The organism is Halioxenophilus aromaticivorans, from assembly GCF_042850945.1.
Lineage (GTDB): Bacteria > Pseudomonadota > Gammaproteobacteria > Pseudomonadales > Cellvibrionaceae > Halioxenophilus > Halioxenophilus aromaticivorans.
In genome coordinates, this window is sequence record NZ_AP031496.1 from 3,797,342 (window position 1) to 3,809,963 (window position 12,622).

A 12,622-nucleotide genomic window follows, 5' to 3' on the forward strand; every position below is an offset into this window, starting at 1 on the left:
TTCCCTGTTAGAAGTCCTCGCAGCCCTGGCGCCAAGCATTTAAAGCCAAACTTTTCTTCAGCCAAGAAAATCCTTTTGCGTTAAAGTACGGGCAGAACTTCGCGGGGCCGCCTTGGTACTCCACGCCAAATACGGCTTTTCCAGCATCAGTGAAAGCATCGTAAACGTCGCACTCATTGTATTGGTAGCACTGCTCATTTAAGGCCCAGTCAAAGTCGCCCACCAATTCCGTCACCTGTTCAACGTCGTTTTTCAAACCCACGGACAGCCCCTTACTGTGGGCGAGGTTTGCTATCCAACGGTTGTAGTCCAATTGATCCTGGGCGGTTAAGTTAATGCCGGTTTCATCACCATTGGTGTAAGCATCCATATTATCTGGCTCCACCGCATCACAGCCTTTTTCCACCGCAAGGTCCATGCGCGCACTCATTATGCCTTGCAACAAATCTATACGGCGGATATCCAACCAGCGCTCATCCCAATCAGCCATATTGCCAGCAAAGGGCGGCTGACTTCCGCTGTAATCGTCGCCTGTGATAAACGGAAAGTGAGTTGCCCAATCGTCACGCCAGCCCTCATAGGTACCGGCACTGAAATAACACACCACGATACGACCATCGTTTTTGAGGTTTTGTATGGTGGCGGCACTGGTATCAAACAGGTCAACATCGTACATATCGACATCCAGCGATGTGTTTAAATTACCGTTAATTTGCCATTGCCAAGTGAGCTTGTCTTCCGGTGTAGGCTGCCACCATTGATCGTTACCCGTATTTGGTTTGGTCAATGCAACCGTGAGCTGATCTATATTGCTTACATCCGTTGCGTTGTTGGAAAAGTAGCGAATACGGATACGGCCGTTGCCGTTAATATAATTGCTAATCGACTGCCCAACCGGCATGGCCTGGCCGTGCCAGAGCCAATCTGAGGCGCCATTATTATTGCCGATATCCAGCCAACGCTTGTTGGTAAAATCTCGCAATTGAAAACGCCAGCGCTGCACGCTGGCTGCCTCGCCTATGGTGTTAGCGTTGACTACCAACTTGCTCCAGCCCTGCCTCTGTGGGGCTTTAAAGTCGAACAAACCAACAAAGCGATTACTGTCTGGAGCCAACTCGATGTAAGTTGACCAATCGTCTTGGTTACCCGTCAACGTTCTGCTATTGAGCACATTGACATTTTGGTTGCTAATACTACCTTTGCGAACGTCAATATTGGCTACCCCGAGGTTGACGGTTTCCGCATGCAGCAGCACTGGCACAGCCATGGCTGCCACCAATCCTAGTAGTTGTTTAATCACTTTAGAATCCTTCCATTTTAGGCAATAAAATAAAACGGCAGTGAAACATTCTACAGGGTTGAATTCAGTGAACTGGGTTACTCTTTAAGGTAAGCAAAGGTCACGTTTCTAAACCAACTGTGCGTTTGCTGGTGTGGGAATCGACGCCCTATTTTTATCCTAGGGAGTAAAGACAATTACTTTTGATGGTAAGTCTTTCTGGTTTATTGCGGTTCGGCAAGAGAGGAAATCAACGATTTCCGATGGGCCACTACATCCCCCAACGGCTTGCCTCTGCTGTTTGCAATCTCCTGTTCGGTAAAATCATCAACATCGTCAGCCTGTAGAATCTCGTCGACGATGTAATTCAATACCGCCGCCAGCTGCTTATTATTTAATGCTGCGTTGGAGGCCCCCGGCACTTGAATAAAAAACTTTCGCCCTTGCTTTTGTTTTAGTAGTAAGGCTCCGTATTCCGTCATATCCGGTACGCCGGTGGTGGTGCCGGTGCCATTAGCCAAGTGGCAACCTTGGCATTGAAGCATATAGTGTATCTTCGCTTGGGTTTTGTTATCGCCAGTGGTTTCCTCACAGCGAGCCTGCGGAAGAAAAAAACTGGCTGCAAACGCAGCCAAGCAAACAGAAGCAACCATTGGCTTCCTAACAAACGAATCAGTTTTCCAGCTTAAAAGCATTGTGTTTACTCACCACTACAAAGATGCGACGCCTAGCACAACAGCGGTGGAACAGTTATACACGTTAGAGCTCGTGCCCAAACACCAGTTGATATCGTTATTGGAGTGCGGCCTGTAAACAGGTTTGTCACCTTCATTTCTATTACACAGGCAGCGCCCACAACTGGTTGTTCCACAGCAGTCGTTGTAGGAAATAATATAGTTCTTACCATCTAACGGATTTAAACAGGTGCCAATCCACGTAATGGGCGACATTTCTGTGCCCGGCGGGCAGCTGTGTGCACTGCCTCCGCAACAACTGCATAGAAAGCCATCGATGGCGCAGTAGCGCCAATAATCGCAGCTGGTAGGATCACCAGGGTCACCCTCAATGCCACTGGTTTGTGCACCCACGCCAGGATAACCGCCGGTACTTTCAGAGGCGCGAGCCACCGGCAGCAGCGGCACGGCGGCGGCCCCAACCAGCACCTTGGAAAATTGGCTCAACAACTGCCGTCGTGAGCTGTTTTGCGCTACTTTACGTGTAGTGCGCTCCATTATTCGATCAATGATACTCATAACCACTCCTAGGCGTAGTGCTTTTGCATGTATTCTTGTAACGAGGCGTAGCCCAGCTCCTTGGCATTAAAAAGGCTTTCCAAATGCTCGCGCGAATTGACAATACCCATGCCACGAACCACGCCCTGCTCGTCAATCAATACCGCGTAGGGCAGCTTTGATACACCGAAGGTCTTTCCCAGCAACTCTGAATTAACCACCGTAGTGCCTCCTAATTCCTGCGCTTGGATATAATTGTGCAACTCGTTGTTTTCTGCATCCGTGGCAACGATCAAATCCAACCACGATCGTTCAGCTTTTGCCGCAGACTTAGCGATGGGCATCAGCGTTTTACACACAGGACAAGAAGGCGAGGCAAAGAAAAGCAGCTGGCTTTTGGCCGAACCGGAAGCGCCAATGGCCAGCGGCGCAGCGGTTACCTCGTTTTTCACGCTAAGCTTAGGAGATTGCTCGCCGACGGTGATGGATTTATTAATGGCCAGAGCGCCTGCCGGCGCCACGCGCTCGTATAAAATGCCAACCTGACGAATCAGCGCATACACCATTAAACTTAAAACAATAACCGCAAGCCATAGGATCGCGTTGGAGATTACTAAGAAATTATCCATGATAGACTTTCAACCCTTTTAATTTTTCTGCATTAACCATTAACGCCTCAAAGCCAGTTAACGCAACAATAGATAAAACAGACACCAGCAACGACAGCACAACCGTGGGTGCAACAAGTGCTACTGAAGCGGAACACATCCCTGCAAAAACCAATAGCACAGCCAGTAAACCGTTACGCGTTAAGATGGCGATAACGTTGGCTCCTTCTTGATGATTAGCCAAGCTGCAACCGCAGTCCTGCATGGGGATTGCGCGCAGTTTGGCGCTTGTAAGCAAAGCGCAGTACGAAAGATAAACAGCGAGCAACAGAGCCGACACACTGCCCCACTGCCCGAAAACCATAAAACACACGCCCAAAGCAACAACCCCTAGCTCTGTCATTAATAAAAAAGGCGCAAGTGCTTTAGCTTGTGCCAAAGAAACGATTCGATACTGGGCAATCATCGCTGGCAGCGGGGCCCGTTTACCGAACTTGTTGGAAAAGCCTATCAGCAATACGGTAAGAGCAACGAGATTGACTGACAATACCAACAGCGATGCCCAGTGGTTTGTCACCTCCATTAGTGTTTCCCCGCGTGCAGAATAATCGGCATGGCGGTATCGCTCACATTGATATAACGCTGAAACTTACCTTCGACGGAATACACATCCAGGCCCATATTGACGTTGGTTACGGCCAAGTACGGCGTTTTTGAGTGCGTCACCTCAATGGAAAAAGCGTTATCCTTTAGGCTCAACTGTGCGACCTTGGTCTGGCTTTTTACATCAAACTTCCAGATCGTCTCACCACCGAATTTATGGCTTCCGTCGTAGCCGTTTTCGTGCATTACAACGTAAAGGTGGCCCTGTTTGTCCAGAGCAGAAATTTGCCAGCCACCAGGGCGCCAGTTGTCACCTTGCTCAGCTTCATTTACCAAAGACCAACCGGGCAAAACTTTAGGCTCTTCGCCGGAAATATCGATGGGTTGTATCTTCCCCTGGTAGCTGATGAAGTACGCGGTGGTGTCATCGAACACGGCTTTATCAAACAGCGGGTCTTGGTCGACATTAAAAAATGGCTCGTGTTGCTTGCGGCTTGTTTCCTGACCTTTTTCGTCCAATTGCACCGACAGCATTGCGCCGTTACTGCACAGCGACATAAAGCCTCTCTGCCCCAAGGGAAACGCCAAGGCACAACCCGCGATACTGACATCGTTGACCACTTCACGGGTTTTGGTATCAATAACGATGATGGACTGTGCCGGCGTAAAACCGTAGATCAACAGAAATTTATCGTCGTCGATCAACTGCATGGCATTTTTATTGGTGACGGTTTGACCCCTGTTGGTATTTGGCAACAGTATTTCGTCGATCACCTTTAACGACGACCTGTCATAAACCGTGACCACGTCGGTACGCTCACCCCGGGTGTTACGGGCATAGAAGGACTCCGCCACAAATAACACCGGCTGGTGTTTGGATTCAGCAAAGGTGGCCATTTGCGCGGCGTCGATCATGCCCTTGACTTCTTGGCTATCGGCGGCGACATCGACAATGACAACCTTACCGGCAATTAGGCTGTGAAAATTGGCATCGTGGGCAAACAACCAGGTATCTGGGTAGGTTTTGGGCAACGTGGCCACACTGGGTATGGGCTCCGGGGCCAGCTCCGCCGCCACACCGGTTGCCCAGCACAGTGCCAGAGGCAAGCCGACCTTAAAAAACGTTTTAAACATAGAATCCTCGCAAGCTAAAAAATGCATTAACAGTTACCACGTGTATTTCGCAGAAACGCCCCACCAACGAGGCTTACCGTAGTACTGCTCGGTGATGCCAAAAACGTCCAGACCAGAAAGGTCAAAGGTTTGTACCAAGTATTCTTCGTCGGTGACGTTATCCAGTGAGGCTATAAGCTGCCAATGTTCATCGGGCGAGGTGTAGCTGATGCTGGCGTTGAACACGGTGTAGGCATCCTGAGCCACGGTTTCAGCACCGGTGAGCGCAAAAAACACGTCGTCGCGGTAAACAAAATCGCCCTGAATCGCAAAGCCACCCAATGTGGAAGGAATTTCGTAGCGCAGTAGGCCATTAACGTTCCACTTAGGCGACTGGATTGGCGTTTGTTTGGTGCCATCCAACAGCTCTGCTTCGGCGTCGTTGTAGGCTAGACCAAGCAGCACATCGAGATGGGCACTGGGGCTCATTTGCAGCTCCAACTCAAATCCTTGGGAGTGTGCATCCGGACTATTAATGGTGAAGGTATCTAAGCCAATGATGTTGAAAATCTGGTAGTCGGAATAGTCGTAATAATAAGCCGCCATATTTAATCGGCCGATATTACCCACATCCATTTTTAGCCCGATTTCATAGGCATCCAGCTGCTCCGGCTCGTAGGCCATGGTGGCATCATCGTAGGTATTAGGAGCAGATAAAGGAAATATAGGGGCATTGTATCCGCCACCTTTTACGCCCCGATTCCAGCTGGCGTAGGCCAACATGGCGTCATTTACAAACCAATCGAGCTGCAGCCGACCTGCTAGTTCGGTATCTTTTCGGCTGCTGCTGTATTGGCCTAGAACGGCTTGCAACACCTGATTGTTTGCTGCGTCGAAACCCGGCGTGGAATCTGGGTTTAAAAATTCAACCACATTAACGCTGAAATCAAAGTCCTTTTTATCTTCAATCACCCGCAAGCCGGCAACAAAATTAAATTTATCGGCAAAAGGAAATTCCCACTGTGTAAATAACGATGTGCTGGTCAATGTCGATTGGTAAGGGTTGTAAAGTCCACCTTCACTTCCAACCTGAGTGGTTCCGCCACCGCCAAAAAATGGATCGCTTACCGCGCCGTTGCTGTCATTAATGTCCAAATCCATATAATACATTCCCGCCACCCAGCGCGAATCACCCAACTCCCCTTCCACGCGTAATTCTTGCGATAGTTGCTCGGCGTCGGTGGTAAGAAAGAAATTAAACACGGACACCGGTGACGCATCAGTATCTTCGATATAGGTGCGCTCAACGGTGGAGGTATCAGTGATAGAAACCAACTTTAGACGATCGCTCATCTGCCAATTAATAGTGGCTGTAGCGCCTTTAGTTTCCAGCTCATTAAAACCCGGGTCGTCGTAGTCTCCGGCATAGACATCGCCATCGTTATCGATGTAGCCCAGCACCGGGTTAAATTCGTTCGGCGTTAATTCGCCCGCCCGCACAGAACTGACGTTTTCAAAAAAGCCGGTGTCAATATCCTGCTCGCTGTAACGAAGGTTAAGCAGAACATCGAGCGTATCTGTGGGCATGTATAACAGTTGCAGGCGCGCGGACTGATCGTCGGCATTGTTTAGATCTTTGCCGGTGTAACGGTTTTCGATGTAACCATCGGCTCGGTTTATATTAAAGGACAATCTGGCCGCTAGATTATCGGACACACCCCCACCCAGCGCACCTTCCAATTTTGTTTGGGAAAAGTCTCCGCCGGTAAACTTGGCATAGCCTTCAAATTCTTGTGACGGTTTTACAGTAATAAAATGCACCAATCCGCCGGTGGCGTTGCGGCCAAACAGTGTTCCTTGGGGGCCGCGAAGAATTTCCACTCGCTCTAAATCGTAGAGGGCAAAACCCGCGCCGGACATTTGGCTGATATAAACCTCGTCCACGTATATGGCCACGGGGCTTTCCACGTTAGTGGTAAAATCTGAATTGGTAACACCGCGAATACCAACAGAATAATTGGCTTCGCCGTTGGGCTGTACGGTTTGCACTCCAGGAGCCATGGCCGTCACCTGCTGGGCATTATCGAAACCGAGCGCCTCCATCTGGTCGCCGGTCATAGCGGTTACGGCAATGCCCACATCTTGCACACTTTGTTCTCGTTTTTGAGCCACCACGGTAAGTTCTTCCAGAACCGCAGAAGCACACATTGAGCTTTGCACAAAACACGCTAGCCCTACTGTGAATGTTGTTAATTTATCCATTTTCGATACCGCCCCTAATGGTGTTGAGTGGTGTGTACTTTCCCGAAATAGCATCCATGCAAAATCACGGAGACAAAATTGGAAGAGCCTTTTCCTGCTTAATCTCCTGCTGTGTGAAACCTGATCACACGTGCTTGAGCGTAGATTTATCCTGAATCGGCAGCTGACAGCTTATTGAAGGTCGCTGTTAAATCGATGCCTTCAAACCTCCTTGAGCAACCCCCATGCCAAATTGGTACGCACGAACCATTTTGGAAAGGCGATGCTTTTGCAGGCAGGCTCCATTACACTTAGCAGCCAAATAATTCACACAACAAAAGCAGGTTGATCAACGTTGGCCACAGAGCAAGAAACACTCGTCAAACGAGGACCCTACAAAAGCGGAGTAGAGAGAAAAAAACAGATTATTGAAGCAGCACGCTTACAACTAATTGAGCAGGGATATCACAATTTCTCGATACGAAAGGTTGCCAAGCGGGTTGGCTTATCGGCGGGTAATGTGCAGCATCATTTCAGCAGCCGGTTGGAATTGATAGCCGCTATGCTGGACTATGTGATCGAAAATTACTTCACAGAATTCGACCAAGCCATTGCCAATATTAAAGACCCAAAAGAAAAACTTTTTATTATTATTCAACACGTTACGCGGGATTTAACCACGCTAAACACAACAGTGTTCTTTCCCGAGATGTGGTCACTGGCCAACCACGAACCTGAAATCGACGAACTGGTAGAAGAGATGTACCGAGTTTATCGTAACGTGTATGAGAGACTCGCCATCGAAATAAACCCGGCCTTGTCGCAAACCCAGGCAGAAAACTTCGCGTTGTTTTTAGCCTCGAGCTTAGAAGGCCACACGGTGTTTATTGGCCACAATAAAAAGCACACCCACGCCTGTGAGGCCGTAATAACCATGGCCTACAATATGGCTCTGGGTATGCTAAACAGCGGTAACATTCCAAAATAAATTCTGTTCAAGTGCGAGCTTTTCGCCACGCCATTGGTACGTTTGCAAGGCGTGAAAGTGAACAGCGCATTATGTTGACCGAACCTTGGTGAGCCTGAAATTGGTGCACCCGTACCATTTTGGCACTATTTTAGGCTGTTTTTTAGCCAAAACAGCGGCAGTTAAAATTGATAGGTCAACGCAAGGTAGGCGTAACGCGCATCCCCCTTGCCCACATGCTCCAGCACATCGCCTGCCGCCAAATAGGCCGCTGTGGCATCCAGCAGCCAGGGCGCACTAGGCCGCCAACGCAATCGCAATGACGCCTGGCTACCAATATATCGACTGCTGGCTTGGTTGCTCGTTATGCCTGCCGCTGGCAAGCCACCGGACTGGCTGGCCAGCCAATAACCTCTGGCCATTGCCTTAAGCTGCCACCGTGGAGAAGGTGATGTTGTGAGTGATAGGCCAGGGGTATTTAGGTTGGTGCGTGTAAAAGGCCCAAAAATACCCGTGGGCCCGAAGTCTCCGCGCCGGCCTCCGAATAAAGAATCGAACCCCTGGCTACGCTGGTCTGCGGGATTGTCATCGCCGGTAACATCGCCGGTAACATAGTCATAATGCAGCGCCCAAAGAGTATTTCGGGTTGAATCTATTTGATAGCCACCGGTTAGGTGAAAAAAATAAGCGCTGTGTTTCTGTCTGCCCTGTGATCCACGCCAAACTTCCCCCCATTGTGCGGCTGTCTCTACCTCAGCCATCCAACGCCCTGGGCCGGGTGTCGTTGCCAAGCTCACTCCTAAGGTATCAATATTACGATTGGCACTGGGCTGATTGACCGCATCCTGCTCTTTTAAGCCGAACCAAAACCACTGCGTTTTAAGCGCCCCGGTTTGCGAGGAGTTGTGCAAACCCCAAAAACGAGCCTTGGCTTGCACCTGATCGGTTTTGGCTCGGTTGTCCAATGCTAATCCGTCCACTCGACGCTGCACCGGTGAAGTATAAAACGCCCGCCATTGGCTGCCTTGCGCCCCACCCCATGACCATTCCAAGCCTGCGTAGCTATTGATGGTGTTACGGGTGCCGTTGCGAGTCACAAAGCGGCCGCTGCCTAGGTCCATGGTAAACCGGCCAAGCTTTAGCACGCCCGGGCCGAATTTAGCGAACTGCCCGGTGTTGAATTGCAGGTTGGCCTGCAGAACATCCAGCGGGTTAATGGTACTGGCAGACAGCGGCGAGCCGCCATCGGCGATGCCCAACACGTGGCGGGCATCCAACACTTCGGTTTCCAGCAGCACTGAACTAAACCTTGCCCTTGCCCGCACATTGGTGCGTAAGAATAAGCCTTGGTCACTGCCCTCTCGTCCCACCCGATATTGGCCGTGCAGTTGTTCAAACCGCAACCGCGATGCGCCGTCCAAACTGAACCAGTGTGGCTGGGTGCGCTCACCAGGTTGAACTTGGCTGGAGCAACACAAAGAAAAAAGTACACCGGCCGCCGTCAACGCGCAGCACAGTAAAGGTCTAAGGCAAGCTACCAACATGTTAATCCCCGTTCACCATCGTTGAAAAAATGATGAGCGAGATTTAATCAGCGGCCAGACACTGTTACATTTTTATTACTTGGCTTTTTGATAACAATTTCTATCGTTGCCGAGCGTTAAATTGCACGCATAAAAAAACCGCCTCAAATGAGACGGTTTTTTGTGTTGCGTTTGGTTATCGAGCTTTGGAATTAATCCAAAGAACCTTCGATAATCCATCCTGCCCACCAGGCGTCTGCCGCTGCGGTGCCAGGCTCAACCGCACCGATGAAGCCAGTGGAGTCAAAGGTGAAACCAGAACCGTTATCTACTGGTACAAAAGTAGGCGCAGTTACAACAGCTTCGGCGTCGGTCAGGGCGTAGGCGCCATCTACTGTTACGCTGTTCGCCTGTACGATACCGGCGGTAGCGTCTGGCTCTTCGTGGGAGTAGAAGTCCTCGTCACACTGGCCAATGACGTTGTCCAGAGTTACGTCAGACAGTGCCATGGTGCCAGCGCCATCGGTATCGGCGTCATCAATACGCACACAGTCGGTGAAGGCTGTGATAGCGGTGTTGTACACACGAGAAGTCAGCGCGCCACGTAAACGCATGGCTGGCTCACCGCCGGCTTTGTTCATATCCGAACCGATGATTAGGATATTGGCCAAGGCACCTTCGGTTTCAGGGGTGTAATCCTGATCACTGGAGTTAGCTTCGATGGCACGTGGGTCGTTAGAACCTTGTGGCGCAGTTGCGGTTTGATCCTTGCGAATAATCGCGTATTGGATGTTACCTTTATAACCTTCATCGAAATCGATATCGTCGTCATCGTTGCCCGTTAACACCAAGTATTTCGCGTTAACAGTACCACCAAACCACTCGATACCGTCGTCCAAGTTTTGGTGAACTTGCACGTACTCAACGGTAGTACCGTAACCCACGCCTTGCAGGGTTAAACCGTTAATTTCGTTGTTAGGGCCTGCAATTTTGCCGCCTTCAGCGATACGTACATAGCGAATGGTACCGCTGTCGTCAGCTGGATCGTTACCACCGAAGTTACCAACGACGGTACCGCCCTCGCCTTCAACATTACACACGTTGCCAGAGCCGTAACAAGCACCGGTGCCGCCTTGGCCGTACTGTGGCGCAAAACCTTGAACAATAACGCCGCCCCACTCACCGAGGCCTTCCAGGTCGTCATCTGCCGCACTACTGAAAGTAATTGGGCTTGAAGGAGTACCGGCCGCTTCTAATTTCGAACCACGAGTCACCAACAGAGAACCGTCGTCAAAAGCGCGTACGTGAACGCCAGGTTGAATGGTTAAGGTAACGCCGTTATCTTTAACCGCTTGCACGTCGGCATCGGTTGCTACGGAAACGTTGCCTTCACCCACAATCACTTCACCGCTTAAGCGCCACTCGTAACCCGCAACAAAGGTGTAGTCTTCGTCGATACGACCAGTCACAGTACAAACGTCGTCGGCACAGGTAACGAAGCTGGCTTCAGCTGGCTCTACCGCATTTACCGAACCTGGGATAGTCCAACCTTCCCACCAGCCAGAGGCCGCCGCTGGGTCAACCGCTCCGATGTAGTTGGTAGGGTCAAACACAAAACCGGAACCGTTATCCACTGCAGTAATGGACGTTACGCTGTCTAGCTGAGCAACGGGCTCGGCAATAGCGCGGGTAGCGGTGAAGCTTAGAGTGGTGTTGATGTCGGTGTTGGTTTCAACATCGGCAGCACGTCGTGCGTAGAAAGCATCGTCACAGTCACCAATGACATTTTCCAAGGTAACGTTAGAGAAAGAATCTACTGTGCCGTCACCGTCGGTATCGGAATCATCAATGCGAACACAATCGGTGAAGTTGGCTACCGCAGAGTTGTATACACCGGTAATTAATGAACCGCGCAAGCGCATACCTGGCTGGCCATCATCACCGCTGGAGTTAGCCGCTTTGTTCACTTCAGAACCGATGATGGTAACGTTAGCAATAACTGCGTCGGTTTCTGGGGTGTAATCTGCGTCACTGGAGTTGGCTTCGATACCGCGTGGGTCGTTAGAACCTTGTGGGCCGGAAGCGTTAGGATCTTTTTCAATTAAAGCGTACTGGATATTACCTTTAAAGCCTTCATCGAAATCGATATCGTCGTCATCATTGCCGGTTAATACAACATACTTGGCGTTAACAGTACCACCGAACCACTCGATACCGTCGTCCAGGTTTTGGTGAACTTGTACGTATTCAATAGTAGTGCCGTGGCCAACGCCTTGCAGAGTTAAACCGTTAATCTCGTTGTTAGGACCAGCAATGCGACCGCCTTCGGCAATACGCACATAGCGAATAATACCGCTGTTGTCGTCGTCTTCGTTACCGCCGAATACCGATACGTCGGTACCGCCTTCACCCTCGACGTTACACACAGTGCCAGTGCCATAACAGGCGCCGGTGCCACCTTGACCGTACTGAGTAGCAAAACCTTGGATAATGACACCACCCCATTCGCCTAGGCCATCAAAATCGGCATCGGCAACACTGGAAAACGTGATGGGCTCTGCAGCAGTACCGTCGGCCATCAACATAGAGCCTCGAGTAACCAACAAGGTACCGTCGTCGAAGCTGCGAATGTTAGTGCCAGGCTCGACAGTCAGTGTTACACCGGCGTCTTTTATGGCTTGCACGTCGGCATCGGTGGTAACGGCCACGTTGCCTTCACCCACCTGAACAACGCCAGCCAATCGCCATTCAATACTGCTTACCAGGGTAACATCTTCATCGATAATACCTTCCAAGGTACCTACGGAATAATCTGAGTTGTAAGTAACGAACGCTTTAGAAGCATCTGGAGCGCCATCTGGCAATACGCCAGTGCCACCAGAGCCGCTGTCGCCACCATCGCTACCACTGCCGGTGTCGTCAGTAGTTTGCTCAATGTTAATGGTAACGTCGTCGCCGTCGTCACCGCCACCGCAACCGGTAAGCACTGCAGCCGCAGCCAACATTGCAATGAATATTTTGGTTTGTTGCATGTCTACACCTTAATTGTATTGTGC

At 50.4% G+C, this 12,622-nt stretch carries 10 protein-coding genes; 1 reads left to right on the forward strand and 9 read right to left on the reverse strand.

From position 1 onward, the window contains the following. Positions 1 to 7: 7 nt before the first annotated feature. From ACGHM3_RS16300 to ACGHM3_RS16330, 7 genes are all read right to left on the reverse strand, one after another. Positions 8 to 1,300, reverse strand: coding sequence for an endo alpha-1,4 polygalactosaminidase (locus ACGHM3_RS16300; RefSeq protein WP_345425072.1), 1,293 nt, complete (start codon positions 1,298 to 1,300; stop codon positions 8 to 10). A 203-nt stretch (positions 1,301 to 1,503) separates the two neighbouring features. Next, positions 1,504 to 1,932 carry a hypothetical protein gene (locus tag ACGHM3_RS16305; RefSeq protein ID WP_345425075.1) on the reverse strand — a complete coding sequence of 143 codons (429 nt, stop codon included), beginning with the start codon at positions 1,930 to 1,932 and terminating at the stop codon, positions 1,504 to 1,506. 57 nt (positions 1,933 to 1,989) lie between these two features. Then, complete coding sequence (locus ACGHM3_RS16310; protein ID WP_345425078.1) at positions 1,990 to 2,532, reverse strand: methylamine dehydrogenase light chain; 543 nt, start codon at positions 2,530 to 2,532, stop codon at positions 1,990 to 1,992. Between the two features lie 8 nt (positions 2,533 to 2,540). After that, on the reverse strand, positions 2,541 to 3,140 hold the full coding sequence (locus ACGHM3_RS16315) for a thioredoxin-like domain-containing protein (RefSeq protein ID WP_345425081.1): 600 nt from the start codon (positions 3,138 to 3,140) through the stop codon (positions 2,541 to 2,543). Further along, positions 3,133 to 3,702: a MauE/DoxX family redox-associated membrane protein gene (locus ACGHM3_RS16320; RefSeq protein ID WP_390517252.1), complete on the reverse strand. Its 570-nt coding sequence runs from the start codon at positions 3,700 to 3,702 to the stop codon at positions 3,133 to 3,135. The genes ACGHM3_RS16315 and ACGHM3_RS16320 overlap by 8 nt, the downstream gene beginning before the upstream one ends. Beyond that, entirely contained in the window at positions 3,702 to 4,856 is a 1,155-nt protein-coding gene (locus tag ACGHM3_RS16325) for an amine dehydrogenase large subunit (protein WP_345425087.1), read from the reverse strand. Before ACGHM3_RS16325 ends, ACGHM3_RS16320 begins: the two co-directional genes overlap by 1 nt. Before the next feature lie 33 nt (positions 4,857 to 4,889). Next, positions 4,890 to 7,097: a TonB-dependent receptor domain-containing protein gene (locus tag ACGHM3_RS16330; protein WP_345425090.1), complete on the reverse strand. Its 2,208-nt coding sequence runs from the start codon at positions 7,095 to 7,097 to the stop codon at positions 4,890 to 4,892. Positions 7,098 to 7,431: 334 nt separating this feature from the next. On the opposite strand from ACGHM3_RS16330, the gene ACGHM3_RS16335 reads away from it, so the two are divergent. Beyond that, a complete protein-coding gene (locus ACGHM3_RS16335; protein WP_345425093.1) occupies positions 7,432 to 8,064 on the forward strand; it encodes a TetR/AcrR family transcriptional regulator in 633 nt (210 codons plus the stop codon). Between the two features lie 161 nt (positions 8,065 to 8,225). On the opposite strand, the gene ACGHM3_RS16340 is transcribed toward ACGHM3_RS16335, so the two are convergent. Then, a complete protein-coding gene (locus ACGHM3_RS16340; RefSeq protein WP_345425096.1) occupies positions 8,226 to 9,587 on the reverse strand; it encodes an alginate export family protein in 1,362 nt (453 codons plus the stop codon). Between the two features lie 191 nt (positions 9,588 to 9,778). Continuing rightward, positions 9,779 to 12,598: a hypothetical protein gene (locus tag ACGHM3_RS16345; RefSeq protein ID WP_345425099.1), complete on the reverse strand. Its 2,820-nt coding sequence runs from the start codon at positions 12,596 to 12,598 to the stop codon at positions 9,779 to 9,781. Positions 12,599 to 12,622 lie beyond the last annotated feature (24 nt).

Excerpts from the sequence above, each read along its gene's own strand:
- ACGHM3_RS16305 (WP_345425075.1), bottom strand. The coding sequence starts at position 1,932 with ATGGTTGCTTCTGTTTGCTTGGCTGCGTTTGCAGCCAGTTTTTTTCTT.
- ACGHM3_RS16310 (WP_345425078.1), bottom strand. The coding sequence starts at position 2,532 with ATGAGTATCATTGATCGAATAATGGAGCGCACTACACGTAAAGTAGCG.
- ACGHM3_RS16315 (WP_345425081.1), bottom strand. The coding sequence starts at position 3,140 with ATGGATAATTTCTTAGTAATCTCCAACGCGATCCTATGGCTTGCGGTT.
- ACGHM3_RS16320 (WP_390517252.1), bottom strand. The coding sequence starts at position 3,702 with ATGGAGGTGACAAACCACTGGGCATCGCTGTTGGTATTGTCAGTCAAT.
- ACGHM3_RS16325 (WP_345425087.1), bottom strand. The coding sequence starts at position 4,856 with ATGTTTAAAACGTTTTTTAAGGTCGGCTTGCCTCTGGCACTGTGCTGG.
- ACGHM3_RS16330 (WP_345425090.1), bottom strand. The coding sequence starts at position 7,097 with ATGGATAAATTAACAACATTCACAGTAGGGCTAGCGTGTTTTGTGCAA.
- ACGHM3_RS16340 (WP_345425096.1), bottom strand. The coding sequence starts at position 9,587 with ATGTTGGTAGCTTGCCTTAGACCTTTACTGTGCTGCGCGTTGACGGCG.
- ACGHM3_RS16345 (WP_345425099.1), bottom strand. The coding sequence starts at position 12,598 with ATGCAACAAACCAAAATATTCATTGCAATGTTGGCTGCGGCTGCAGTG.